The organism is Rhodococcus sp. ACPA1 (genome assembly GCF_002300195.1).
Taxonomy (GTDB): Bacteria; Actinomycetota; Actinomycetes; order Mycobacteriales; family Mycobacteriaceae; genus Rhodococcus_F; species Rhodococcus_F opacus.
Map to the genome: position 1 here is coordinate 892,955 of NZ_NSDX01000005.1, position 25,563 is coordinate 918,517.

General features: G+C 67.5%; 26 protein-coding genes. 15 read left to right on the plus strand and 11 right to left on the minus strand.

All coding sequences use genetic code 11. The features are described from left to right. Positions 1-63: 63 nt before the first annotated feature. From couH to CJ177_RS28345, 4 genes are all read right to left on the minus strand, one after another. Complete coding sequence (gene couH, locus CJ177_RS28330; protein ID WP_005243826.1) at positions 64-1,230, minus strand: dihydro-p-hydroxycinnamoy-CoA dehydrogenase; 1,167 nt, start codon at positions 1,228-1,230, stop codon at positions 64-66. 116 nt (positions 1,231-1,346) lie between these two features. Continuing rightward, entirely contained in the window at positions 1,347-1,502 is a 156-nt protein-coding gene (locus CJ177_RS47470) for a DUF6131 family protein (protein ID WP_005263616.1), read from the minus strand. Positions 1,503-1,533: 31 nt separating this feature from the next. After that, positions 1,534-1,740 (minus strand): hypothetical protein, encoded by a 207-nt coding sequence (locus CJ177_RS28340; protein ID WP_005243822.1) that lies wholly within the window; start codon positions 1,738-1,740, stop codon positions 1,534-1,536. Between the two features lie 57 nt (positions 1,741-1,797). Next, positions 1,798-2,334 carry a hypothetical protein gene (locus CJ177_RS28345; RefSeq protein ID WP_005243820.1) on the minus strand — a complete coding sequence of 179 codons (537 nt, stop codon included), beginning with the start codon at positions 2,332-2,334 and terminating at the stop codon, positions 1,798-1,800. Positions 2,335-2,448: 114 nt separating this feature from the next. On the opposite strand from CJ177_RS28345, the gene CJ177_RS28350 reads away from it, so the two are divergent. The 5 genes from CJ177_RS28350 to CJ177_RS28370 all read left to right on the plus strand — a co-directional run bounded on the left by CJ177_RS28350 (position 2,449) and on the right by CJ177_RS28370 (position 7,380). Further along, entirely contained in the window at positions 2,449-3,354 is a 906-nt protein-coding gene (locus CJ177_RS28350) for a LysR family transcriptional regulator (RefSeq protein ID WP_095869144.1), read from the plus strand. 125 nt (positions 3,355-3,479) lie between these two features. Then, positions 3,480-4,826 carry an MFS transporter gene (locus CJ177_RS28355; RefSeq protein ID WP_095869145.1) on the plus strand — a complete coding sequence of 449 codons (1,347 nt, stop codon included), beginning with the start codon at positions 3,480-3,482 and terminating at the stop codon, positions 4,824-4,826. 24 nt (positions 4,827-4,850) lie between these two features. Further along, a complete protein-coding gene (locus CJ177_RS28360; protein WP_095869146.1) occupies positions 4,851-5,786 on the plus strand; it encodes an alpha/beta hydrolase in 936 nt (311 codons plus the stop codon). A 26-nt stretch (positions 5,787-5,812) separates the two neighbouring features. After that, the gene (locus CJ177_RS28365; RefSeq protein WP_373560058.1) at positions 5,813-6,442 is read left to right on the plus strand and encodes an alpha/beta fold hydrolase; all 630 of its coding nucleotides are present in this window, start codon (positions 5,813-5,815) and stop codon (positions 6,440-6,442) included. A 41-nt stretch (positions 6,443-6,483) separates the two neighbouring features. After that, positions 6,484-7,380, plus strand: coding sequence for an alpha/beta fold hydrolase (locus CJ177_RS28370; protein ID WP_061043805.1), 897 nt, complete (start codon positions 6,484-6,486; stop codon positions 7,378-7,380). A gap of 1 nt (position 7,381) precedes the next feature. On the opposite strand, the gene CJ177_RS28375 is transcribed toward CJ177_RS28370, so the two are convergent. Beyond that, complete coding sequence (locus tag CJ177_RS28375; RefSeq protein WP_061043806.1) at positions 7,382-7,969, minus strand: phosphoribosylanthranilate isomerase; 588 nt, start codon at positions 7,967-7,969, stop codon at positions 7,382-7,384. Positions 7,970-8,036: 67 nt separating this feature from the next. Between CJ177_RS28375 and CJ177_RS28380 the strand changes: the two genes are divergently transcribed. The 4 genes from CJ177_RS28380 (at position 8,037) to CJ177_RS28395 (ending at position 11,856) form a co-directional block, all read left to right on the plus strand. Beyond that, positions 8,037-9,341, plus strand: coding sequence for an esterase family protein (locus CJ177_RS28380; protein WP_095869148.1), 1,305 nt, complete (start codon positions 8,037-8,039; stop codon positions 9,339-9,341). A gap of 27 nt (positions 9,342-9,368) precedes the next feature. Further along, a complete protein-coding gene (locus CJ177_RS28385) occupies positions 9,369-10,094 on the plus strand; it encodes an ABC transporter substrate-binding protein (RefSeq protein ID WP_095869149.1) in 726 nt (241 codons plus the stop codon). Between the two features lie 79 nt (positions 10,095-10,173). Then, positions 10,174-11,409 carry an acyl-CoA dehydrogenase family protein gene (locus CJ177_RS28390; RefSeq protein ID WP_061697612.1) on the plus strand — a complete coding sequence of 412 codons (1,236 nt, stop codon included), beginning with the start codon at positions 10,174-10,176 and terminating at the stop codon, positions 11,407-11,409. 69 nt (positions 11,410-11,478) lie between these two features. Beyond that, positions 11,479-11,856, plus strand: coding sequence for a VOC family protein (locus tag CJ177_RS28395; RefSeq protein WP_095869150.1), 378 nt, complete (start codon positions 11,479-11,481; stop codon positions 11,854-11,856). Between the two features lie 3 nt (positions 11,857-11,859). Here the strand turns inward: CJ177_RS28395 and CJ177_RS28400 are convergent, their stop codons facing one another. From CJ177_RS28400 to CJ177_RS28410, 3 genes are read right to left on the minus strand one after another with little or no spacing between them, the layout of a single operon-like run. Beyond that, entirely contained in the window at positions 11,860-12,663 is an 804-nt protein-coding gene (locus CJ177_RS28400; RefSeq protein WP_179443288.1) for an alpha/beta fold hydrolase, read from the minus strand. Positions 12,664-12,666: 3 nt separating this feature from the next. Continuing rightward, positions 12,667-13,680, minus strand: a complete 1,014-nt coding sequence (locus CJ177_RS28405; RefSeq protein ID WP_095869152.1) for an aldo/keto reductase — start codon at positions 13,678-13,680, stop codon at positions 12,667-12,669. Continuing rightward, on the minus strand, positions 13,677-14,108 hold the full coding sequence (locus CJ177_RS28410; protein WP_095869153.1) for a MerR family transcriptional regulator: 432 nt from the start codon (positions 14,106-14,108) through the stop codon (positions 13,677-13,679). Before CJ177_RS28410 ends, CJ177_RS28405 begins: the two co-directional genes overlap by 4 nt. Positions 14,109-14,247: 139 nt before the next feature. Between CJ177_RS28410 and CJ177_RS28415 the strand changes: the two genes are divergently transcribed. Further along, a complete protein-coding gene (locus CJ177_RS28415; protein WP_005243801.1) occupies positions 14,248-15,672 on the plus strand; it encodes a cytosine permease in 1,425 nt (474 codons plus the stop codon). On the opposite strand, the gene CJ177_RS28420 is transcribed toward CJ177_RS28415, so the two are convergent. After that, positions 15,637-17,166 carry a PucR family transcriptional regulator gene (locus tag CJ177_RS28420; protein WP_061697609.1) on the minus strand — a complete coding sequence of 510 codons (1,530 nt, stop codon included), beginning with the start codon at positions 17,164-17,166 and terminating at the stop codon, positions 15,637-15,639. The genes CJ177_RS28415 and CJ177_RS28420 overlap by 36 nt on opposite strands. Before the next feature lie 104 nt (positions 17,167-17,270). Between CJ177_RS28420 and CJ177_RS28425 the strand changes: the two genes are divergently transcribed. Then, positions 17,271-17,750, plus strand: a complete 480-nt coding sequence (locus CJ177_RS28425) for a nucleoside deaminase (RefSeq protein WP_095869154.1) — start codon at positions 17,271-17,273, stop codon at positions 17,748-17,750. Next, positions 17,747-18,703 (plus strand): isopenicillin N synthase family oxygenase, encoded by a 957-nt coding sequence (locus CJ177_RS28430; protein WP_005243796.1) that lies wholly within the window; start codon positions 17,747-17,749, stop codon positions 18,701-18,703. Before CJ177_RS28425 ends, CJ177_RS28430 begins: the two co-directional genes overlap by 4 nt. Before the next feature lie 32 nt (positions 18,704-18,735). Here CJ177_RS28430 and CJ177_RS28435 read toward each other — a convergent pair whose 3' ends face one another. Continuing rightward, the gene (locus tag CJ177_RS28435; protein ID WP_005243794.1) at positions 18,736-20,334 is read right to left on the minus strand and encodes an ABC-F family ATP-binding cassette domain-containing protein; all 1,599 of its coding nucleotides are present in this window, start codon (positions 20,332-20,334) and stop codon (positions 18,736-18,738) included. Between the two features lie 141 nt (positions 20,335-20,475). Continuing rightward, positions 20,476-21,042: a hypothetical protein gene (locus CJ177_RS28440; RefSeq protein ID WP_005243791.1), complete on the minus strand. Its 567-nt coding sequence runs from the start codon at positions 21,040-21,042 to the stop codon at positions 20,476-20,478. 95 nt (positions 21,043-21,137) lie between these two features. Between CJ177_RS28440 and CJ177_RS28445 the strand changes: the two genes are divergently transcribed. The 3 genes from CJ177_RS28445 (at position 21,138) to CJ177_RS28455 (ending at position 25,550) form a co-directional block, all read left to right on the plus strand. After that, positions 21,138-22,946 carry a penicillin-binding transpeptidase domain-containing protein gene (locus CJ177_RS28445; RefSeq protein WP_095869155.1) on the plus strand — a complete coding sequence of 603 codons (1,809 nt, stop codon included), beginning with the start codon at positions 21,138-21,140 and terminating at the stop codon, positions 22,944-22,946. 96 nt (positions 22,947-23,042) lie between these two features. Beyond that, on the plus strand, positions 23,043-24,722 hold the full coding sequence (locus CJ177_RS28450) for an NTF2-like N-terminal transpeptidase domain-containing protein (RefSeq protein ID WP_025431961.1): 1,680 nt from the start codon (positions 23,043-23,045) through the stop codon (positions 24,720-24,722). Positions 24,723-24,812: 90 nt separating this feature from the next. After that, positions 24,813-25,550: a sulfite exporter TauE/SafE family protein gene (locus CJ177_RS28455; RefSeq protein WP_095869156.1), complete on the plus strand. Its 738-nt coding sequence runs from the start codon at positions 24,813-24,815 to the stop codon at positions 25,548-25,550. The last annotated feature ends 13 nt before the right edge of the window (positions 25,551-25,563 follow it).

Here is a 25,563-nt window from a genome sequence, read left to right on the forward strand (position 1 = left end):
AACATTAATCATTGAAGATGTCAATGGAAGAGATCGCCAACGCTTCTGTGGTAATCGCACCCGTCAGGCCCGGGCGAGCTTGCGCCCGATGATTTCCTTCATGATCTCGGTGGTGCCGGCGTAGATCGGCCCGCCGCGGCAGTCGAGGTAGTCCTGGGCGACGTCGTACTCGCGCATGTATCCGTAGCCGCCGTGCAGTTGGACCGCGCGCTGGACGACCCGCTGCTGCAGCTCGGTGATCCACCATTTGGCCATCGCCGCTGTCACCTCGTCGAGGGTGCCGTGTGCGGCGTCGAGGATGCAGCGGTCGGTGAAGCACTGCGCGATCTCGATCTCGGTGGCGAGTTCCGCGAGGTAGAAGCGGTTGGCCTGGAAGTCGGCCACTCGCTGGCCGAACGCCGTGCGATCGCAGCTGTACGTCAGGGCCTGGTCGAACGTGCGTCGCATCGACGCCATGGACGTGACGGCCACGCTGAGGCGTTCCTGCGGCAGGTTGTGTCGCAGGTAGCCGAAGCCGTCGTTCAGTTCGCCCAGGACGTTCTCGCGGGGGACGCGGACGTCGTCGAATACGAGCTCGGCGGTGTCCTGGGCGGTCAGGCCGACCTTGTGCAGCGGCCCGTTGCGGGTGAAGCCGGCCGCCCCGTCTTCGACCACCAGCAGGCTCACGCCCTTCTTGCCCGCTGCCGGATCCGTCTTGGCCACGACGATCACGAAGTCGGCGAGCATTCCGTTGCTGATGAAGATCTTGGTGCCGTTGAGGACCAGATCGTCCCCGTCGGGGAGGGCGGTCGTGGAGATCGCGGCCAGGTCGCTACCTGCGCCCGGCTCCGTCATGGCGATGGCGCCGATCTTCTCGCCGGTGCACAGGGGCGTCAGGAACCGGTGCTTCTGCTCTTCGTTCGCCAGCGAGGCGAGGTAGGGCGTGACGAGGTCGTTGATGCCCGCCAGGCCCATCACCACGGCGGGGGCCCCGACGCGGCAGAGCTCTTCGATGACGATGGCGTTGAAACGGAAGTCGTCGATTCCGCCGCCGGCGAATCGTTCCTCGACGTTGATCCCGAGGAGCCCGAGCTTGCCGGCCTGGCGGTAGACGTCCCGGTCGACCTGTCCCGCATCGGCCCAGTCGCGAAGATGCGGGGCCACATCACGTTCGGCGAACCGGCGCACCGTTTCTCGAAACGCATCGTGATCGGCGTCGAAGATGTTCCGTGCCAGTGCAACCGAAGACATGCAAGGTTCCTTTCGTCGGCACACGTGCAACGCACGGGTGCATACCCGAAAGGAACCTATCTATCAATCATTGATAATGTCAATGGTTGAGCATGTCCGGCGGATGAGCGCCGGCGTCAATACCAGTACTTCCGCCCGCCGACCGCGCGGCCCGTCGTGCCCAGCAGCAGTAGCACGAGGCCGATGACGAGGAGGATGATTCCGATCGTCGTGAGGATCGAGATCCCCGCGACGAGGCCGATGACGAGCAGGATGATTCCGAGAACGATCACGGTCTTCCCTCTTTCGGTTGACGGCTTGGAACTACTGACTCGGTTGCGGCACTTCACAATCGATCTTCGGGTTCACACCCGCGTAGTTGAGTGGGCCCGCGATCACGGTGACCGCGATCGTTCCGGCGCTGGCGCAATCGGCCGTCGCGTCCTTGAAGTAACCGCGCTGCCACACGGCAACGGCGCCGATGATCAGCCAGATGATCACGATGAGCGTCACGAGTCGTCCGATACGCATTTCCGACCTCCCGTGTGAGCACCGGCGCCGCGCCGGTGCACGTGACGAACTCGAACGCTATGTCGACGACGTGTCGGTCGGCTTCGCGTGTGCTCCATGGGTATTCGTGGAGTCCGTGCCGTTGGGCCGACCGTTGGCAGGCCCTGTACCCGTGGTTCGCGCATCGGTGGCCCGAGCGTTCGTCGGCCCCGTTCCGGTGGTTCGGGCGTCGGTGGCCCTGGCGTCGTTCGGCGGAGTGTCCGTCGTCTTGACGTCGGGATCGAGCTCGTCGGCTCGCTGCCACTCGTGCTTCAGGTCGTCACGAGACGTGGTCGCCGTGTTCTGGTGCGTCTGCGCATCGACCTGCAGTCTCTTGGCCTCTGCCGCCTTGGCCTCCGCTTCGGCTTGGGCCCTTCTGGCGTTGGCCGCAGTTTCCTCCGCGATGGCCTCGCGCTTCTCGACGACGGACGTCTGCTCCTGCGCCTTCGCGCGGATGCTGTCGGCCTGATGACGGTTGCGCTCGTTCCGCTTGCGTGATGCCGCAACGGCCAGCGCGATCAGGGCGAGAACGACGACGATCGCGACGATGATCCAGATGACAGTCATGGTGTCCATATGGTTACTCCCAGCGGTTGTGTTGTTAAAGTACCCCGCGCCGAAACCCGGCAAACAGACCGAGAGCCAATCGCAATCAACCGTCGAATTTCGGCACGACATTAGGGTGCGAGCATGGAGATCCGCTGGATGCGCGCGTTCCTCGCCGTAGCCGAGGTGTCGAACTACGGCCGGGCAGCCGAGTCGTTGCGCATAGCCCAGCCCGCGGTCAGCCAGCAGATCCAGCAGCTGGAGAGGCATCTCGGAGTGAAGCTGTTCGACCGGGGCACGAGACCGATCCGGCTGACTGCCGCGGGAGAGCAATTTCTCGAGCCGTGCCGGGCCGCGCTGAAAGCCGTTGCCTGGGCCGAGCAGTCGGCGTCCGCGGGCAATCCCGCGGAGGAGGGCCGCGTGCGTGTCGGATTCAGCGGCGCCTACGGACAGTCGAAGCTGCCTCTGTTCGCCCGGACCGCGCGCAAGAGATATCCGAAACTCGAGTTGGTTCTCGACGGGGCGAGACCGAGCGGGCTGATCCTCGACGACATCTATTCCGGCAAGCTCGATCTCGGTTTCGTCTCGGCGGCGCTGTCGCATCCCGAAATTGCGACGAGACTGATCTCGGTCGAGCCTCTGGGTGCGCTGCTCTACGCCGACCACCCACTGGCGAAACGCTCGGAGATCTCGCTGTCCGAACTGCGCGACGATCCGTTCGTCACCAACCCCGCGGCGTCGGGATCGACTCTGCGTCTGGACGTGCTGGCTGCATGCCACGAAGCGGGGTTCACGCCGGAAATCGCGCAGGAAACGTCCGACGGAACGACGCTGACCGCGCTGGTGACGGCGGGTGTGGGGGTCTCGCTCATTCCTGTCAGTTCCCATCGCGCCGGAGCCGTCGACGCCGTCGTCGTGCCCACGGACGGCGGACGCCACCGAATCCGCGGTGCGCTGGCGTGGGCGGACAGGCCCCGGACACCGCTGCTCGAGACCGTCCTCGCGCTCGCGGCGGAGATCATGCCGACGATCGACGAGTTCGATAAGTAGTTCTTATCGAAAGTATGCCAAGTTGATCTTGGACTGTGATGAAGGCGTTTGGCAGAGTCGTCGGCGCAGCGGTGGTGTGATCCGCGGCACGTCATCACCTTCACTCCGGTCCGAAAGGTCCTCCCATGAGCGTACGAGCTGGTTCTGCTGCGCCTCCGAACGCGCAGCAGCCTGTCGACACCCCGGCGAGCGTGCCCGCGCGTCAGCCCCGCAAGGCGGCTTTCGCAAGTTTCCTCGGCAGCCTCGTCGAGTACTACGACTTCTTCATCTACGGGTCGGCGGCCGCCCTGATCTTCCCGACGGTCTTCTTCCCGTCGGAGAGTCCGGCGACCGGCACGTTGGCGGCACTGGCGACATTCGGCGTCGGATACATCGCCCGCCCGATCGGGGCCGTCGCGCTCGGACACTACGGCGACCGCATCGGACGCAAGCGTGTGCTCGTCTTCACGCTGGTCCTGATGGGAGTCTCGACGTTCCTCATCGGATGCCTGCCGGGCTTCGGGAGCATCGGGATCGCGGCGCCGATCATGCTGGTGGTCCTGCGACTCATGCAGGGTGCCTCGGCGGCGGGCGAGCAGAGTGGCGCCAATTCGCTGACCCTCGAGCATTCGCCGGAGGGTTCCAGGGCGTTCTACACCAGCTTCACGATGAGCGGCACCCAGGCGGGGCAGCTCATCGCGACCCTCGTGTTCATCCCCGTCGCCGCGCTGCCCGAGGACATGCTGATGGCCTGGGGTTGGCGAATCCCGTTCCTCGTCAGCGGAATCCTGACGATCGTCGCGCTGTTCGTCCGCCGGACGATGGAGGAGACTCCGGTATTCCGGGAGGCGGAACGCGACAACGATCTGGTCGAGATCCCCGTCGTCGAACTGTTCGAGAACTATCGGCTGCAGATGGTCCGGGTGATCGCCTGCTCGCTCTTCGCCGTGTCGGGCACGATCATGACTGTCTTCGCGCTCGCATACGGCACCGGTGAGGCCGGGCTCGAACGTCAGACCCTGCTGTGGGCGGGCGTCATCGCAAACATCATGCAGCTGTTCGCCATTCCGCTCTGGGCGATGCTGGGAGACAAGATCGGCCGGCGGCCCGTGTATCTCGCCGGAATCGTCGGTGCCATCGCCGCGTTCTTCTTCTACTTCGAGGCGATGAGCATCGGTTCCGTTCCCTTGATCTTCGCGGTGTCGGCCTTCTTCGGTGTCGCCGCATCCGGTGTCAGTGGTGTCGGTCCGACGTTCTTCGCGGAAATGTTCGATACCCGAGTGCGGTTCTCCGGCATCGCCATCTCGACACAGATCGGGTTCGCCTTCGCGGGCTTCGCCCCGAGCATCGGCTATGCGCTGCTCGGAACAGGCACGCACGGGTGGATACCGGTGGCGGCTTTCGGCTCCGTCTGCCTGCTGGTGGCAGGTCTCTCGGCGGTGACCGCTCCGGAGACACGCAGCGTCGCGATCACCGAACTGGGCAAGAAGTAATCGTTCCCCATCACGAGGAGAATCATGAAGCTCGACCCCGACATGTCCGTACTGCTGGACAAGCTGAACGACTGGGACGCCGCCGCAGGTCCCCAGAAGACGATCGAAGGCGCACGCAAGCGCATCGAGGAGATGCGTGCCCTCTACTTCGAGCCGGAACTGCTCGAGGTACGGGAAGTCGAGAACGTCACCATCCCGGGCCCGGCCGGTGGCATCCCCGCCCGGATCTACCGGCCCGACACGGAGGAGCCGACTCGGTCGACCGTCCTGTACCTGCACGGCGGCGGCTGGGTGATGGGCGGCCTCGACTCACACGAGTCGCACGCTCGACGCGTCTGCGCTCGCACCGGCTCCGTCGTCGTCGCCGTCGACTACCGGCTCGCGCCGGAACACCCGTTTCCCGCCGGCTACGACGACTGCCTGGCTTCGCTCCACTGGATCCACGACACCATCGATCAGCTGGGCGGCGACGCGTCCCGAGTCGCCGTCGCCGGAGACAGCGCGGGCGCCAATCTCGCGGCGTCGGTGGCCTTGGCGGCCCGCGACGCGGGACTTCCTCTGCGGGCACAGCTGCTGCTGTACGTGCCGGTGCATCTCGCGAAGCGTTACCCGTCGATGGACGAACTCGCCGAAGGGTATTTCCTCAGGGTGCCTGCGGATGAGGACATGGGGGCCGGCTACCTCGAAGATCGCAGCCTGGCCCTCGACCCCCGTGTCTCGCCGATCGAGGGTGACCTGACGGGGGTGGCACCCGCCATCGTGTGCGGGGCCGAATGTGATCCGCTCCGAGATCACGCCCCCGCCTACGCCGCTGCGCTGGAGGCCGCCGGCGTGCCGGTTCGACTGCGGATCTCCCCGGGCATGCTGCACGGGTACTGGAGCATGGGTGTCGTGCCACGCGCCAACGAACTCGCGGACCAGCTGTGCGAAGAACTGGCGGAGTTGCTCGCGCCGGAGTAGCCCGACATTCCACTACCGTGAACCGCATGAGCGAGTTGCTGGAACGTGACGGTGTGCGCGGACATCTCCACCGCCCCGCGGGTGACGGAGTGGCGGGGCTGGTCCTGACTCATGGAGCGGGAAGTGACTGCGACACAAAGCTGTTGCGTGCCGTGACCGACGGGTTCGTGGAGCGGGGGGTCGTCGTCCTGCGGTTCGATCTCCCGTTCCGTCAGCGCCGCGCGTCGGGTCCGCCGCATCCGTCGACGGCGGCGGAGGACCGGGACGGCATCGCGGCCGCGGTGGCCGTGATGCGGGAGCTGGTGTCGGCGCCGGTGTGGGCCGGCGGGCACTCGTACGGCGGGCGGCAGGCGTCCATGCTCGCTTCGGAGCGACCGGGTCTCGTCGACGCCCTGTTGTTGCTGTCGTACCCGCTGCATCCGCCGGCCAAGCCGGAGAAGCTCCGCACCGAGCACCTGCCCGGTCTCCGCACCCCGTCCGTGGTGGTGCACGGTTCTAAAGACCCGTTCGCGACCACCGGCGAAATGCGGTCGGCACTCGAACTGATCCCCGCACCGACGACGCTCGTCGAACTAGAGGGGGCCCGCCACGATCTGGCCCCGGACAGGTTCCCGGTGGTCGAACGCGCGGTCACGGCCATGCTCGACCTTCTGTAGGGCGGTCGGGGACGGCCACACGCGGTCGGTATGTTCGGTGAATGAGCAACGTGCAGACGGACGCGCCCCGCTGGTTCACCACGGCGTTGGCGTCGCCGGTCGACACCGGCCGGGTCGACGTCGCCGGTGCACAGGTCCACTACCGTGCGTGGGGGCCGTCGGGATCGCCGGGAATCGTGCTCGTTCACGGCGGCGCCGCCCACAGCCGGTGGTGGGACCATGTGGCACCCATGCTGGCCACGGACCGTCGCGTCGTCGCACTCGACCTGACGGGGCACGGCGACAGCGACCGGCGCGCGGAGTACGGCCTGGAGCAGTGGGCGGAAGAAGCCCTGGCCGTGGCGAAGCCGGCGGGTATCTCGGGGGCGCCGGTGTTCGTCGGGCACAGCATGGGCGGCATGGTGTCCTACGTGGCCGCGCAACTGTTCGGCGAGGATCTGGCGGGTGTCCAGCTGATCGATTCGCCCGTCCTCGCCCGCACCCCGGAGGAGGAAGAAGCGCGGAAGCAGCGTGCCTTCGGTCCGAAGAAGGTCTACCCGTCCAGGACCGAGGCGCTCGAGCGGTTCCGGTTCGTCCCGCCGCAGGACACCGCGGTGCCCGCGGTCCTGCGGCACGTGGCAGAGAACTCGATGGAAGAGGTGGACGGCGGCTGGTCGTGGAAGTTCGACTCCACGTTCTTCGCGCGCCACAGCAGCGATCACCTGGGCGGATCCGACCCACGCTGCCGCATCGCCTACTTCCGCGCCGAGAACGGCATCGTCACCGACGCCATGATGGACGGCATGCGCCGCCGATTCGGGCCCACCGCTGTGGTGGTCGAGATCCCCGACGCCGGACACCACGTGATGATCGACCAGCCGCTCGCGCTGGTCGTGGGTATCCGGACGGTGCTCGCGTCGTGGGACGTCGAAGATTCCGTCGCCGGGATGCCGGGCTGACTCAGTCGCCGGATCGGACGGCGGCGACGAACTGCTCGATCAGCGCCGGATCCTTCACACCACGCGAGGATTCGACGCCGCTCGACACGTCGACACCCCACGCGCCGGTCGCGTCGACGGCGCCCCGCACGTTGCCTGGATGAAGTCCGCCGGCGAGGATCCACTCGCCGTCGGGTCGGCTCTGGTTCGCCCAGTCCCAGGGCACGCCTGCCCCGGCGGTCGCTCCGTCGACGAGGACGCGGTCGGCGCCGAAATCGCCCGACGTGTCACCGGCGACCACGGCACGGATCACGCCGAGCCCCGCCTCCCGCAACCGGGCCACGTCGTCGGCGGACTTCAGGTCGTGCACCTGAACGGTTCCGAGACCTGCCGCGGCGGCGACGTCGATCACCTCCGCCACGGGACTCCCCTTGAACACACCCACCGCGACCGTGTGACCGGTGACCCGGCGGACCAGCGGTGCGGCGTCCTCGGGGGAGATCCGGCGGACGCTGTCGGCGAACACGAAACCCACGGCGTCGACGCCGAGGCGCACGGCCAGATCGACGGAGGCCTCGTCTCGCAGACCGCACACCTTGATGAATGTCACCCCCGCAATTTTACCGGTCGCTCCGAGTCGCCGACGCAGCGCGGGTTCGCGCTCTAGGCTTCGTGACGTGGAATGGCTCAGCGACCTCAGCGTGATCTCAGGGCCTCTGCCCTGGATCCTCACGGTGATCGGTGTGCTCGGCGGCGTGTGGCTGCTCGCTGCCCGCGCACCCTGGTACCCCAGGAAAGCGATTCCGATCTGCCTGGCCGTGTCGGTGGTCGTCACCGTCGTTCTCTACGTGATGGTCGAGAAGGTGCTCAGGCCGTTCCCCGACCCCATCGAGATTTCCATCTACGTGTGGATCGGTCTGGGGCTCTTCGCGATCGTCCTGCTCGTGCCGAGGATCCGCGCCGGCCGGACGGTGAAAGCCGCCGCCGTGTCGGTTCTCGCGGTGCTCGCCGTGATTCTCGCGTCCGCGACGCAGATCAACCTGGTGTTCGACGCCTATCCCACGGTGGGCACGGCATTCGGGGCGGAGCCGTTCGACCGGGTTCAGATGAACGACCTCGGCAGCGCCGCCGAGAACGTGGTGACGGGAACGCCTCTCGACGCGTCGTGGACCGCCCCGCCCGGAATGCCGAGCGAGGGGCGGGTCCTGACGGCTGCCGTTCCCGGAACGGCGTCGGGGTTCGCCGCCCGCGACGCCGAGATCTACCTCCCGCCCGCCTACTTCGCCAACCCGCGCCCCCTGCTGCCGGTGCTCGTGCTGCTGGCCGGTCAGCCCGGTTCGCCGGAGGACTGGTTCGCCGGTGGCAAGCTCGCCACCACGATGAACGAGTTCGCCGCGAAACACGGGGGACTGGCCCCGATCGTGGTGGTGGCGGACGGCACCGGCTCGCAGATCGCGAACCCCCTGTGTGTCGATTCGAAGCTGGGCAATGTGGCCACGTATCTGGCGAAGGACGTTCCGTCCTGGGTGAAGTCGAACCTGCAGGTCGACCCGGACCCCAAGGCGTGGGCGATCGGCGGCCTCTCCTACGGCGGCACCTGTTCGCTGCAGATGGCCACCAACTATCCCGACGTGTACCCGACGTTCCTCGACATCTCGGGTCAGGAAGAACCCACGCTCGGTGACCATCAGCGCACCCTCGACGACGGGTTCGGCGGTGACGAGGCGGCGTTCAAGCGGGTCAACCCACTCGATCTGATGGCGTCGAAGCAGTACCCGGATACGGCCGGGGTCTTCGTGATCGGCAGCGACGACGACGCCTACAAGCCGGGGGCCCAGAAGGTCTATCAGGCCGCGAAGGACGCGGGCATGGACGTGCAGTACGTGGAAGTGCCGGGCGGGCACAGCTTCGCGGTGTGGTCTGCGGGACTGGAGAAGGAATTGCCTTGGCTGGCACAGCGGTTGGGGCTGATCGGCTCGTAGGTACTCGTCACGGCGGAGAGGGATGGCATGACGGCGGCAGCGCGGGTACTGCGGGTGGGTTCGGCGTTGCCCGACCCGCCGTTCGAGTTCCGGGACGGTGGGGCTCCGGCGGGTTTCGATGTCGAGTTCACGCGGGCGGTCGCGCAGGTGCTCGGCGTCGAATGGGCGCTCGTCCCGTACCGGGGCACCGACTTCAACGGCATCTTCGATGCGCTGGCGGACGGTGAATTCGACTGCATCGCCTCGGGAACCACCGTGACCCCGCAGCGGAGGACGCGCGCGGATTTCTGCGCTCCGTACCTCGTGTCGGGTCAGTCCCTCGCCGTCGACACGTCGCGGCATCCGGGAGTGCGCGGGGTGGACGACCTCGGCGGTCTGACCGTCGGTGTCCAGCACGGCAACACCAGTCAGCCGATCGTGGAGAGGCTGGTCGCGGAGGGCCGCGCGGGCGCGATCCGGGTGTACGCCTACGACCGGATCGGGCAGGCCCTCGACGACCTGTCCTCGGGCGGGTGCGATGCCGTCATGAAACTCGCGCCGGTCCTCACCTGGCTCGTCCGGGACCGCTCGCACGTGGAGGTGGTCGAACGGGGAATCTCTCGTGAGGAGATCGCCGTTGCCGTCCGCACGGGTGATCACGCGCTGCGTGAACGCATCGAGTCGGCGCAGCGCACCCTGGCCGCGGACGGCACCCTCGACCGGCTGAGGTCGAAGTGGCTCGGTATCGGCGAACCGGAAGCCGGCTCGCTCTAACCGGCACACCTGTCCAAGAATAGGAACGTGTTCTATATTTGCGGCAACCGTTTGTCTCTCAGCGACTGGAGTGCCCGGCATGTATGAGTGGTCAGATACCGACCTGATGTTCCGCGACGCGATCCGCGGTTTCATCGACAAGGAGATTCGACCGCACGTCGACAAGTTGGAGACCGGCGAGCTGCCTCCGTTCGACATCATCCGCAAACTCTTCGCCACCTTCGGTCTGGACGAGATGGCCCGTGACGCGCTGACGAAGTCGCTGGACCGCGAACGCAGTGGGGCCGTGTCCGGCGCGAAGGAAGAGAAGTCCGGCGGCCTCGGCGGTGCGGGCAGCATGGGCGTCATCATGAACGCCGAGTTGGCCGGCGTCAGCCTCGGGCTCGTCGCCTCGCTCGGGGTGAGCCTCGGGCTGGCGGCGGGCACCATCCGCAGTCGCGGGACGCTGGCGCAGAAGGAGCGCTGGCTACCCGGACTGGTCACGTTCGAGAAGGTCGGAGCCTGGGCCATCACCGAGCCCGACTCCGGCTCGGACGCGTTCGGCGGCATGAAGTCGTACGTGCGCCGCGACGGCGACGACTACATCCTCAACGGGCAGAAGACGTTCATCACCAACGGTCCCTACGCCGACGTCATCATCGTCTACGCGAAGCTCGACGAGGGAGACTCGTCCGTCGACCGCCGCGACCGGAAGGTTCTCGCCTTCGTCCTCGACGCGGGCATGGAGGGGCTCACCCAGGGTGCGCCGTTCAAGAAGATGGGCATGAACTCCTCACCCACCGGAGAACTGTTCTTCGACAACGTGCGCCTCACCCGTGACCGTCTGCTCGGCGAGACGGAGGACGGCGGCAAGTCCGACGGCAAGTCCAGTGCGAAGGAGAGCTTCGCGGCCGAACGGATCGGCATCGCGTCGCTGTCGCTCGGCATCATCAACGAGTGTCACCGGCTTTGTGTCGACTACGCCAGGTCCCGCACGCTGTGGGGCAAGGAGATCGCCCAGTTCCAGCTCATTCAACTCAAGCTCGCCGAGATGGAGATCGCCCGCATCAACGTGCAGAACATGGTCTTCAATGCCATCGAGCGCACCGCGGCGGGGGATCAGGTGAGCCTCGCGGAGGCGTCGGCGATGAAGCTCTATTCCTCGCGGGCGGCCACCGAGGTGGCGATGGAGGCGGTGCAGTTGTTCGGCGGCAACGGCTACATGGCGGAGTACCGGGTCGAGCAACTCGCGCGCGACGCGAAGTCGCTGATGATCTACGCCGGCAGCAACGAGATCCAGGTGACGCACATCGCGAAGGGCCTGCTGGCGATGTGATGCGTGGCCCCGGGAACGAATGTCGTACGGCGTACGTTAGTGGGGTGTCGTCAACGAAAGGACACCACCGTGAAGGTCACCGCGAGCGCACTGTCGCTGAACGTCTCAGACCCCAGTGCGTCGGCCGAGTTCGCCAAGTCCCACCTGGGCTTCGTCGAGGAGATGGCCGCCGAGGGCTTCGTGTCACTGAAGCGCGCGGACGTCGGCTTCAATCTGGTCTTCCTGAAGACCGGACTGGAGACCTTCAAGCCCGCGCGGATCGCCGGTGACGCCGGCCAGGGGTTGCTGATCGCGCTCGTCGTCGACGGTATCGACGGCGAATACGACCGACTGCAGGCGGAGGGCGTCCCGATCGTGACGCCCATCGAAACCGAGCCCTGGGGCGAACGCTACTTCCAGATGAGCGACCCCAACGGGGTGATCATCCAGCTGGTCGAATGGATGTAGTGGTCACACCGAGGCGAGAAACGGCTCGACGGCCGCGAGCACTTCGGTGCTCGCGGCCACCGCCGTCGAGTGGTCGAACCCGGGCAGGACCGTCAGCGACGCACCGGGAATCAGTGCCGCCACCCGCTGGGTGTCGCCGATCCGCTCGGCGTCGTTCGAACCGACGAACAACAGGGTGGGGACGGCGATCCCACGCAGGACGTCGTCGTCCACGCCCGGCTCCACACCGGAACGCCGCATGTACGCGGCGAGCGCCTTCGCGTCGTTCGCCATGAACGCCGCCCGGGTGCCGGCGTCGATCGGCCACGCGCGCCGGGCATTCCACTGCCCCAGGAACGCATCCATGCCGTCCCGCTCGAGGACGTCGATGCAGCCCGGGAAGAACAGGCGGTCGAATGCGCCGGCCTGCGGTCGGCTGCTGCCGCCGCCGACGATCAGGCTCTCCAGTCGGTCGGGTGCGCCGACCGCCAAGGCCAGCGCGACCCGGCCGCCGAGCGAATACCCCAGCACGTGTGCGCTCGGAAGATCCAGGTGGTCGAGGACCGCCAGGACGTCGCCGCTGACCAGCTCCATCGCGTACGCATCCTCGTCGTGCGGCTTGTCGCTGCGCCCGTGGCCCCGCAGATCGACCAGGAGCAGCCGGTACCGATCACGCAGCGCGGCGACGTAACCGAATCCGCGCCAGATCGCGTGGGAGAGCGCCGTGCCGTGAAGGAGAACGAGCGGCTCTCCCTCGCCGACGGTCTTGTACGCGATCCGGACACCGTCGACGGGATTGGTAGCGTGCTGCACCCGCCCAGTCTGCATCACTCAGAATTCGCGGCCCTCCGACACCCACTGCAGATCCTCCGAACGCGCACCCTCGACGTGGTCCCGGGCCGAATTCAGCACCGTCAGCTGCGCCGCGTCGAGTTCGATTCCGAGAGCACCGGCGTTCTCCGTCACCCGTTCCGCACTGCGGGTTCCGGGGATGGGCACGACCGGCAGTCCGAACGTGCGGCCCTGCGCGTAGAGCCACGCCAGCGCAACCTGTGCTGGGGTAGCCCCCAGTTCGCCTGCGACCGAATTGACTGCATCCACCACGCCGAGGTTCCGCTGCAGCGCGCCCTCCGCGAACCGGGGAAGAGTCCGGCGGAAGTCGTTGGGCGCCAAGGTCTCGACGTCGGTGACCGTCCCGGTGAGGAACCCCCGGCCGAGCGGCGAGTAAGGGACGAACCCGACACCCAGTGCGGCCGCGGCAGGCACGATTCGCGCCTCGACGTCGCGGCTCCAGATGCTCCATTCCGACTGGATCGCCGTGATGGGATGCACCGTGTGCGCGGACGCCAGCTCCCCGGCCGTCACCTCCGACAGTCCGAGGTGTCGCACCTTGCCCGCCGCCACCAGTTCGGCCATCGCACCGACGGTGTCCTCGATCGGAACCGACGGGTCGGGGCGGTGCAGGTAGTAGAGGTCGATCGTGTCGGTGCCGAGTCGGCGCAGGCTGGCGTCCACCGCCTCGTGGACGTAGGCGCGGTCGCCGCGGGTCGAGGCGCCGCCCTCGCTCCGCTTCCTCGGATCCCCCACAATCCCGAACTTGGTTGCCAGCGTGACTTCCTCGCGCCGGTCCCTCAGTAACTGCGCGATCAACCGCTCGTTGTCGCCGGCCCCGTACACGTCGGCGGTGTCGAGGAAACTCACTCCGAGATCCACCGCGTGATGCAGTGTCGCGAGCGCCTTCCCCGGTTCCACCCCGCCGTAGACGGGTGTGAGAGCCATTCCTCCGAAACCCATGTCGGAGACGGTGAGCGCGTCACCCAGGGTTGTCGTACCGATGTCGGTCATGCTTCTCCTCGTCGTTGTCGGGCACGGTCTTCGTCGGTCCCTGCGATGAGAGCCCGGTAGTGATCCACCTTCGTGTCGAGGGCGGCCAGGGCGTCGTCGAGCCTCGCCTGCTGGGCGAGGATGCGTTCGCGGTGCTCGAGCAGTAGCGACAACCGCCGCTCGTGGGTCTCGGCGCCCCCGGTCAGCAGCACCGCGAAACGCTGCATGTCACTGGTCGGCATGCCCGTGGTCCGCAGTTTCACCAGCAGTTCGATGAGCCGCACGTCCCGCTCGCTGTAGCGGCGACGACGGTCCGAACCCCGCGCGATCCTGGGAATCATCCCCTCGCGCTCATGCCAGCGAAGGGTGTCCTGCGTGAGGCCCGTGATCGCCGAGACCTCCGAGATGCTCGCGAACGCTCCGGGCGACTGCTCCAACTGGGTGGCCATGACTGAACGGTACGACCTGGAGTGCACTCCAACGCAAGACCCGGGGCGACTGCGTCCCGTCGATCTGTCCGCCCCGAGCGCACGTTTGACGGACACATTGTCGGTTGTCGGCGCCGGCCTGGGCGAACACAGTGCTTCTATGGCAATTACCGAGGGCACCACCAGCGATGCGACCGCTGCCGAACGCGAGTACGGCGACCGCGTCCTGGCCGTCGAACCGGGCGGAAACGAGTTCATTCCGCACGAGGTCCGCCACGGAACTCCACGCCAACTCTTCTGGACGTGGATGTCGCCGAACCTCGAGTTCGCCACGATCTTCATCGGCGTACTGTCCGTGTCGGTGTTCGGGATGACGTTCTGGCAGGCGACGCTCGGGCTCGTCCTCGGGACGGGTCTCGGGGCTGCCGCGCATTACGTCCTGTCCGCGCGCGGTCCCCTGCACGGCGTTCCGCAGATGGTGCTCGGACGCCTCGGCTTCGGGTATTGGGGCAACGCCCTTCCGTCGGCGTTCATGTCGATCATGTGCGGCGTCGGCTGGTTCGCCACCAACAGCGTCAGCGGCGCGTTCGCACTCAACACGCTGACCGGTCTGGCGCCCCTGCCCTCACTGCTCGTGATCGTCGTCGTCCAGACCGTGTTCGCGTTCTTCGGGCACAACCTGGTCCAGGCGTTCGAGCGTTACGCGTTCCCTGTGCTGGCCGTGATCTTCGCGATCACCGCAGTGGTGGTGCTCGCGAAGTCGAACCCGGGCGCGCCCGCGGTCGAGGGTGGTGTCGGCGGAATGGGCGGGTTCCTCCTCACCGTCGGAACGGCGTTCGGCTACGCGGCCGGGTGGACGCCGTACGCCGCCGACTACACCCGGTATCTGCCGGCCACCGTGTCGAGGGTCCGCACCGGGCTGTTCGCCTCGGCCGGGCTGTTCGTCTCGTGTGTCGCACTGTCGGTCGTCGGCGCCGCCTCCGTGACGATCGGCGCACCGTCCTCCGACAACCCGACCGACGCGTTCACCGCGAATCTGCCCTCGGCGCTGGCGAATCTGACATTGCTCGCCATTGCACTCGGGGCGGTCGCCGCCAATGCCCTCAACGTGTATTCCGGGTCGATGGCCTTCGTGACCATCGGGCTGAGGTTGCCGCTGAAGACGCAGCGGGCGGTGGTCACCATGATGTTCGGAGTCGTCGGATTCCTCGTGGCGTGGTGGGCGCTCGCCGACGCCGCCGCGAGCTACGAGGCCTTCCTGCTCATCGTCGCCTACTGGATCGGACCGTGGCTGGGCATCATGTTCGCCGACCAGTATCTGCGCCGCGGACAGCGGATCGACACCCTTCTGTACAACCGCGAGTACAGCAACTGGGGTGGTCTGACCGCGTTCGTGATCGCCCTCGTCGGCTCTGTTCTGTTGTTCTCCAATCAGGAGAAGTTCGTCGGCTACGTGGTGCGCGCGGTACCCGAACTCGGCGACATCACGTTCTTCGTCGGCTTCGTGCTGGCCGGAGCGCTCTACCTCGCGATCAACGGTGCGAAGATCTCACGCGGCCAACCTGTTGGCGCACAGGGCAAGTAGCAGCGAACCGTACATCGACGGCGAACCCGGGTCGTATCCGAGGAGGGCCCGGATACGCTCGAGTCGCTGGTACAGCGATTGCCGGCCGAGATGCAGCGCCGACGCAGAACTGGTGGCGCTGCACCCGTGCCGAAGGTGCACCTCCAGGGTACGGACCAGGTCGCTCGAATGGGTTCGATCCCACTCCACCAGCGGCGCAATGGTTGTCGCGACCATCCGCTCCCTGACGTCGGGAGGTAGCCGATCGAGCGCGAGTTCCGGGGCGAGTTCCCGCGTCGTCGTCACTACCCGCCCCGACAGCCACGACCGCCGGGCAGACATCGCGAGGCGCAGTCCCGAGCGGGCGGTGTGCAGCGCGGTGCCGACGTCTCCGGGAGCGAAGTCGCACGGATCGCCGACCACTACCGTCACTCCGTCGGTGATGTTGGACGCCAACGATTCCTGAAAGCAGTCGACGGCAGTCCCCACCGGGTCGACCACGGGTGCGGGGACCGCGATCAGGCCGAACGTGCTCGCGTGCACCTCCGCACGCAGGCACGGTTGCCCGAGCAGTTTGGCGGCCGAATCCAGCAACCGGGTCGCGATGCGCGAGCCCGGCGAATCGATGGCGACCGCGACCACCCGGTTGCCCGGCGCGGGATGGAACCCCGCCGCGGCGGACCGCACCGTGAGGTCGATCTGCCGAACGTCGTTGCGGTCCAGCAAGTCCGACACCAGCGCGGCCGCGGCGCGCTGCGGACGTCCCGCGAGGCTGCCCGAGTAGGTGAGTGCAAGCCCGAGCGACGCCGTGGACCGTTCGAGTAGCGCACGCAACACGGGCGAGTCCATCGTGGAACCCGGCCCGGCCGTCAACGTCCCCCACACGCCGTCCCGCGAATGGATGGTGGCCGTGACGGTTCCGGCGTCGGCTGCTGCCCAGGCCGCGCGGTCGTCGTCCACGCCGTGCGCCGCGACCAGCGCCCCGCTGCCGCTGGTGACGATCAGCGGGCAGCCGCTCGCCTGGCTGATGCGCTCGAGCAACCGGGCCACCCCGTTGCCTGCCATCAGTTCGGCCTCCAGGACGCGGGACAGTTCGTTCTGGGTCCGCAGGGCCGACACCTCCCGGGAGATGATCTCCGTATTGGCGTTCTGGCAGAGTTCGATGAACGGGACCACTGTCCGTAGCGCGATCAGCGGCAGGTCCAGGGCGGCCGCCTCCTCGATCATGTCGCCCGGAACGGCGTCGAACGTCCGGCCCAACTCGATTGCCACGGCCGCCACATTGCGTTCCCCGACCTCGCGGAGATAGTGCCTGCGGGTGCCGGGATCCACACCGGACAGACCCAGCCCGGTGGTCAGCAGCAACTCGTCCCCGGACAGCAGCGGGCTGATCTCGTAGATTTCACTGGAATGTACCCAGCGCACCGTGCGGCCGAGCTGCGACTTCCCGGCCAGAACCTGCGGGTTCGCGCTGAAGAACTGGTTCCGGAGCAACTCGCGCACGGTCAACGACATCGTCGAACCCTCCTCGGGAGGCGGACAGTCTGTACAGGTTAAGGCCGGTTCGTTACCACAGTGTGTCCGTTGTGGTCGCGGCGTCCGAGACGCAAGGTAGAGGCATGTCGATCTCTGTGAACTCTGCGCGGATGGCCCTCGACCCCGAGGAACTGCTGACCGTGGCGATCGCCGAAGCCGAACTCGGCAAACGCGAGGGCGGGATACCGATCGGGGCCGCGCTCTTCGCCGGCGACGGAACCCTGCTGGGCAGCGGCCGCAACCGACGGGTCCAGCACGCCGATCCGTCCGTCCACGGTGAGACGGACGCGTTCCGGGCCGCCGGGCGCCAGCGCGACTACCGCTCGACGATCATGGTGACGACCCTGTCACCGTGCTGGTACTGCAGCGGTCTGGTCCGGCAGTTCAACATCGGCGCGATCGTCGTGGGGGAGAGCGTCACGTTCACCGGCGGCCACGAATGGCTCCGCGAGAACGGCGTGGTCGTGACCGTCCTGCGCGATCGACGCTGCATCGACCTCATGACCGAATTCATCGCGAACCAGCCCGAACTCTGGAACGAAGACATTGGAGTAGCCGAATGACCCCGATCGCCACCGTCGACATCGCACTCTGGCGGGCGGGCGGACCCTCCGCAGCGGCCGTCGCCCGGGACGTCGACGAGGGACTGCAGCGCGCCGGTTTCCTCCTCGTCCGCGGCCACGGGGTGACGCGCGAACTGGCCGCGGACGTACGGGCCGCCGCGCGCCGGTTCTTCGCACTTCCCGAAGAGGTGAAGGCGCGGTACTCGGCGATCGTGGGCGAACGCGGCTGGATCGGGCCCGGGATGGAGGCCAACGGCTATGCCGAGGGCACCGAGACGCCCCCGGACCTCAAGGAGACGTTCGCCATCGGTGCCGAGACGTGCACCGGGGATCCCCTCGTCGACGACGTGTGGTTCAAGCCCAACGTGTGGCCCACCGAAGTGGTGGAACTGCGCGCCCTTCTCACCACCTACACCGAGGCGATGCGCCGGCTCTCGGACGACCTCCTCGCCCTGTTCTCGGCGGCACTCGCGCTGCCCGTCAACCCCTTCGACGGGCTCGCGGACCGCCCGACGTGGACGTGCAACATCAACCACTACCCGCCGATGTCGTCGGTGGGCGAGCCTGAGCCGGGCCAGTTCCGCATCGGGCCGCACACCGATTTCGGCACCGTCACCGTCCTGGACCGGGAACCCGGCGCAGGCGGACTCCAGGTGTACACCGACGAAGGCGGCTGGGAGGACGCGCCCTACGACCCCGACGCTGTCACCGTCAACATCGGCGACCTCCTCGAGTACTGGAGCGGCAAGCGCTGGCCGTCGGGCCGGCACCGCGTGCTGCCGCCGCAGGCCGACGCCCCCGAAGAAGACCTGGTGTCGCTCATCTACTTCTACGAACTCAACCACGACGCGCAGGTCACACCTCTGGAACCGCCGATCGGAACCGTCGCCGGGCTCGGGCCCGTCACGTCGGCCGACTTCATCAAGACCCGCCTCGACGCGATCACGCTCTAGGCTCCGCCCGTGCGCCTTTCTGGTAGCCGGGGCTACCGAAAAGGCGCACAAGCCTGAAGGGCCTCGTCGGTCAGCTCCAGCCACCGGGTGACGCCGATGTCGTGGAGGAACTGCCGGTCGTGGCTGACCACGATCAACGCGCCGCGGTAGCTGCGGAGCGCCTGGGTGAGGTGCGCGAGACTCGGCAGGTCGAGATTGTTGGTCGGCTCGTCCATCAGCAGCAGCCGCGGGGCGGGTTCGGCCAGCAGGATGGTCGCGAGCGCCGCCCGCAACCGTTCCCCGCCCGACAACGCCGATGCGAGCACGTCGGAATCGTTGCCGCGGAACAGGAACCGGGCCAGCTGGGCGCGGATCTGTTCCTGCGACGCGTGGGGAGCCGCCACGGCCACGTTCTCGGCGACCGTCAGCGACTCGTCGAACACGTCGAGTCGCTGCGGCAGTGCCTTGAACGGAACCCGCGGTCCCGCGGCCACGACGGCGTCGAGCAGGGTCGTCTTGCCGACACCGTTGCGTCCGACGAGGGCGATCCGCTCGGGACCGACGACGTCCAGCGACACCTGCTGTCCGCTGAGCAGGCTCACGTCCCGGACGGAGACCACCTCCTGGCCCGAGTGCACCTCCGTGGCCGGGAGGTCGATGCGCACTTCGCGGTCGTCCCGCAGGACACTTTCCGCTTCCGTCAACGACTCCCGCGCCTCGTCGACCTTCGCGATGTGGTTGTTCCGCAGCTTCCCCGCGGATTCCTGTGCCTGGCGCTTCCGCAGCCCCATCACGATCTTCGGTTCGCGCTTGTTCTCGAACATCTTCTGCCCGTACCGCTTACGACGGTCGATCTTGATGCGGGCCTCGACGAGTTCCCGCTTCTGCTTCTGCACGTCGCTGCGGGCATCGCGCACCGCCGCCCGCGCGGCCTCCTGCTCCGCCTCGACGATCTCCTGGTAGGCACTGAAGTTCCCGCCGAACATGCGGATGTCGCCACCGCGCAGCTCCGCGACGGAATTCATGAGATCGAGCAGGTCACGGTCGTGGCTGACCACCAGCAGGGTGCCCGGAAACTGTTGCACCACCTCGTAGAGCTTGCTGCGGGACGCGCTGTCGAGGTTGTTGGTGGGCTCGTCGAGGAGCAGCACCTCCGGTTCCTTCAACAGCTGCGCGGTGAGGCCGAGTAGTACGGTCTCACCGCCGGACAGGGTGCCGACGGTGCGATCGAGGTCGGACGTGCTCCCGAGCACGCGTTCGAGACCGAGCCGATGCAGGGTCGAGACCGCCCGCTCCTCGATGTCCCAGCGGCCGGTCGCGGCATCGAAATCGTCTGGTGTGCCGTCGCCGGACTCGATGCGGTGCAACGCCGCCCGGAGGTCGGCGATGCCCAGGATCCGGTCGACCTTCAGTGTGGGATCGAGCGTGATGTCCTGCGGCAGGTACGCCACCTCACCCTGCGCCGTCACCGACCCGCGGTCGGGGTGCAGGCGCCCGGCGATCAGCCGGAGCAGGGTGGATTTACCGGAACCGTTGAGACCGACCACCCCGGTGCGTCCGGGGCCGAAGACGGCATCGAGGCCGTCGAAGACCGGCTCGCCGTCGGGCCAGGTGAACGTGAGGTCGGACAGGGACAGATATGACTGGGCCATAGGGGACTCCCGAGGTGTGTGCGGATGAAGACTCGCGTGACTACCTCGTCAGGAGCAATGGACCGTTCCCCTCTGTCTGACACGCCCGGTGCGCATCGGTGACGTTCACGATAGGACGCCGCCGATGCCCGCGCAATCGAATTAGATCTGGGGGCCGTCGGCCCTGAGTTCGTCCACCTTCGCCATGGCGTCGCGGAGTTCGGCGAGCCACTGTTCGCTGTGCTGGCCGGCCAGGCGCACCGTCCACATCAGGGCGTCCGACCGCGACCGCGCCACACCGGCGTCGACGAGCGTGTCGAGAACCTTGCGTTCGGGTTGGCGCAGCCGGGTCATCACCGGAACGGCGAGGTGGGTGAACAACGTTTTGTGGCCGTCGAGGCTGACGCCCCACGCGACCTTGCGCCCGTATCGCCTCTCGGCCTCGTCGGCGATGCGCATCCGATCGCCCCGGGTCGTTTCGCGGAACCGGGAGATGCGTCCGTCGATCGCGGCCTCGGAACCGGAGTCGGCGGATTCGACGGGCGGCAATTCGCCGACCACCACGATCTCCTCGCGGTCGACCTCGACGGTCGCGGGGCCGGTGAACCAGTCGTCGGGAAGACGGCCGGCGAACCATTCGGCCGCATCGCTCGCATCGGGGACATCCGCCTGCTGCCATCCACCGGGCCGGCCGAAGCGGCGGGGGCCCGGACCTTGTGTGTTCCTCATGGCGTCCTCCTGGGGACCCTGGTGCCGCGATCGGTGTGATGCAGCACTGATTACATGATTACACCGATTATTCGAAGCACGCCACCACGTCAGGCATGATCGAGTCCGTGCGCACCTCAACCGTTCGTCACAGCCCCACCCGTCCCACCCCCACCCGGAAGGCAGCGGCCGGAATCGCCGTCCTCGCGACGGTGCTCTCCGCCTGCGGACTCTTCGGACCGGACCAGCCCGACACCGTCTCGCAGCAGTTCGCAGACGCCCTGAACAGCGACGACGTGCAGGCCGCCGCCGAACTCACCACCGATCCGGCCGCCGCTACCGCCGCGATCACGGCGATGTACGACGGGCTCGGAAACAAGGACGGGACGTTCACTCGCACCGACGTGCAGGAGTCCGGCGACAACGGCGGCACGTTCACGATGGACGTGTCGTGGCCGTTCGCCCCGGGGCAGGAGTGGAAGTACAGCACCACCGGCAATGCCACCAAGGAAGGCGACGACTGGAAGATCGTCTGGGACCCGGCCGTGCTGGCACCCGGTCTCACCGAGGACACCACCGTCCGGTACACCACGACGACCGGGACGCCACCGAAGGTCCTCGCCGCGGGTGGGGCCCCGATCCTCGAGCAACAGGTCGTGACGCTGGTCAACCTCGAACAGGGAGCGGACACCGCGGCGGTGGCCGCGTTGCTGTCACCCATCGCACCGACGATCACCGCGGCCTCGCTTCAGCAGGATCTGGCCGGCGCCCAGGGCAAGCCGGTCACGGCCATCTCGTTGCGCGCCGAGGACCTGGCGCCGATCGAACCGCAGCTGCGGCAACTCGCCGGCGTGGCGCTGGCACCACAGACCAGGCTGCTCAGCGCCGACAAAGCGCTGGCCTCACCCACCCTGGCGGGCCTCGGCGACCTGTGGCAGGAGGGGCAGGACGCATCCGCCGGCTGGGCGGTGCAGTTGGTCGGCCAGGACGGCGCGGCCAAGAGCATCGCCGGCGAGCAGGGCCCCGACGCCCCCGACATCGCGACGACCCTCGACCTCCCGATGCAGATGGCTGCCGAGCGGGCGCTCGCCGACGTGCCGCAGCAGGCCGCGATCGTCGCCCTGCGACCCTCCACCGGGGAGGTGCTGGCGGTGGCGCAGAACGCCCCGGCCGACGCGCTCGGCCCGATCGCACTGACCGGCCTCTACCCGCCGGGATCCACGTTCAAGACGGTGACGACGTCCGCGGCCCTGCAGGCCGGCGCCGCCACACCGGACACCGTTCTGCCCTGCCCCGGCACCGAGAACATCGAGGGCAGGCAGATCCCCAACGACGACGAATTCGACCTGGGCGCGGTCCCGCTGCACACCGCGTTCGCCCGCTCGTGCAACACCACCATGGGACGGCTGGCGGTCGGCTTACCGCCCGACGCCCTCCAGCAGGCCGCGCTGCAGTTCGGGCTCGGCGTCGACTACGTCACACCCGGGCTGACGACCGTGACCGGCAACGTGCCCGTCGCCGACAGTCCGGCGGCCCGTGTCGAGTCCGGGATCGGGCAGGGGCAGGTGACCGCGACGCCGTTCGGGATGGCCATGGTGGCCGCCTCCATCGCGAACGGTTCGACGCCGTCGCCTATGATCGTGCAAGGCCAACCGGGAACCGCCGACAAGACGGCGCCCACCGTGCCTGCGAACGTCACCTCCGACCTCCGGACGATGATGCGCGAAACTGTGACGGGCGGTACCGCTACTGCGCTGCAGGACATTCCGGGACTGCTCGGCAAAACGGGCACGGCCGAGTCGGGAAATGGTCCCGCACACGGCTGGTTCGTCGGAATCAAGGACGACCTAGCATTTGCCGTTTTTATAGCAACAGGTGACAGTTCGGCCCCTGCTGTGCAGGCTGCGGGGCGTTTTCTTCGATAAACCCGTTCGCGCGTTGCTGTTCGGGGATAAGTTGTGGCTCAACCGTAACTCCTTCGTAGGCAAATGGTGCTTGTTACGCATGTGACTGAAAGCAAGATGGTGGACATGGGGAATGGACGATCGCTTGGCCGCCGCAACAGATACGTGATCGCCCTGACGTCGGCTGTCATTTTGGCGGTGATTCTGGCGTCGTGTGTGCTGTCGAAAGAGGAGGCGACCGCTCAGTCGGTCGTCGACGACTTCGTCAACGCGCTGAACGAGGGCGACGCCGCTGCCGCGGCAGCGCAGACCTCTTATCCCAACGCCGCGGAGACGGCGATTCAGCAGATGTTCGACGGTCTCAAACCTGAGGACGCCAAGTTCGACCTGACACAGTTCATGGATCTCGGCTCGGACTCCGGCTTCTTCACCGTCGGTGCCGCTTGGCATTTCGGTGAGGGCAAGGATTGGACCTACCAGGTGCAGGGTGGTGTGCGGAACCTGTCCGTCGGCTGGCGGATCTCCTGGGATCCGTCGATCCTCGCGCCCGACCTGGGCAACGGGCGTATCGTCCGCTACGACCGGACGGACGCCGCTCCGCCGCGGGTCTTCGACGCGTTCGGCGGGTTGCTCATGAACGAGCAGACCATCAACTCGGTCACCCTCGATCCCGCCACGATGCCCGACCCCGTCGCGACCACCCGGCGTCTCGCGGAGGTCCTCGAGCCGGTGGCCCCCCTCGTCACGTCCGACACGATGATGGCGGAGATGGCAGAGAAGCCCGGCCAGCAGGTCACCGCCGTGCTGCTGCGCGACCAGGACTGGGAGTTCCTCGAGCAGGATCTCGCGATACCCGGCGTCATCACCATAAAGACGCCGAAGCTCATCACGGCGGATAGGCGCATCACGACACCGCTGCTGGATCCGCTGCGCAAGGTGTGGCAGGCCAACCGGGACGCCACGGCCGGCTGGGCCGTCCACCTCGTGGACCCCGACGGCACGCTCATCCCGCAGGCAGGTTTCCAGGGCCCGCCCGGACCGGACATCGTCGCGACCATGGACTCCCGCCTGCAGCTGGCAGCCGAGGAAGCCGTGGTCAGTGTCGGCACCCCCGCGACGATCGTCGCGATCCAGCCGTCCTCCGGCGCCGTGCTGGCCGCCGCGCAGAACAACCAGGCGATGGAGCAGGGGCCGATCGCGTTCCAGGGCCTGTATCCCGCCGGATCGAACCTCGACCTGGTGAAGAAGGCCGCCGGACTGCAGAAGGGCGTCGACCCGTCGTCGCTGTCGATCGAGGACATCGAGAAGGCGGGCAATCAGCTCGGGCTCGGCATGAACTACAAGATCCCGGGCCTCGACCATCAGACCGCCGTCTTCACCGCCGACCAGTCGGGCATGAACCAGGTGATGAACCGTAAGGACAGCGACCTGCCCGCCGTGACGCCGTTCGGGATGGCCATGCTGGCAGCGTCGATCGCGCGGGGCAGCGCGCCGGCACCGATGATCGTCCAGGGGCAGCCGGGCACCACCGATGTGGCCGCTCAGCCGCTTCCGGCGAACGTCAACGACCAGCTCCGGGGCATCATGCGCGACAACGTGGTGCGAGGCGGGGCGTCGTTCCTCAACGGCTACCCCGATCTCATGGGCATGAACGGGGCGAGCGGCGACGACCGCTGGTTCTACGGCTCACGCGGCGACCTGGCCTTCGCGGTCTTCGTCGCCGACGCCGACGGTGGCGACCGCGCGGTGAAGATGACCGACATGCTCTTCCGTGAGATGGCGAAGCCGGCGAACTGAGGACACGGTGATGGCGAAGCCGGCGAACTGAGGGAACGCCGGGGCCGTCCGCGCTGAGGGAGTAAGTGAGCAAGGGTAAGTTTCTTCCTTGTGTCCCTGCTTGATATCGGTCTTCTCGTCGTAGCGGGGTTCTTCGCGGGACTGGTCGGCTTCGTCACCGGCCTGGCGTCCATCGTGTCGTATCCCGCACTCCTCGCGGTCGGTCTGCCGCCGGTCACCGCGAACGTCACCAACACGGTCGCGATGGTGGCGGTCGGCGTCGGCGCCCTGTCCAACTCGACGCGGGAGGTCGCCGACACCGGTCCCAAGCTGTGGCGCTGGGCACTGTACTCGGCTGCGGGCGGCCTGGTCGGCGCGGGAATCCTGCTGGTGGCTCCGGCGGGGTCGTTCGAGGCGATCGTTCCGATCATGGTGGCGTTCGCCGCACTGGCGCTGCTGTTGCAACCCCGGCTCCGTGCGCTGGCGGGCGAGCGGGACATGCCACGCGCGTACTCGGTGTCGCTGTTCGTCGTCGCCATCTACGGCGGGTACTTCGGCGCCGGCGCCGGCGTGATCTTCCTGGCGATCGCGTTGATCCTCACGTCGGAGAAGATCTGGCGCGCGACCATCCTGAAGAGCTTTCTCCTCGGCGTCGCGAACCTGGTGGCGGCGATCGGGTTCGCGGTCTTCGGCCCCGTCCACTGGGGCGCCGCCGCCGCGATGGCGATCGGCGCCCTGGCCGGTGGCTGGTGCGGCCCGCCCGTCGTCAGGCGGATACCACCGTCCGTCCTCCGCGTCGTCATCGCGATCGCGGGATTCGGGTTGGCCGCGTGGTTGTGGGTGCGCTGACGACGCTCGGTGC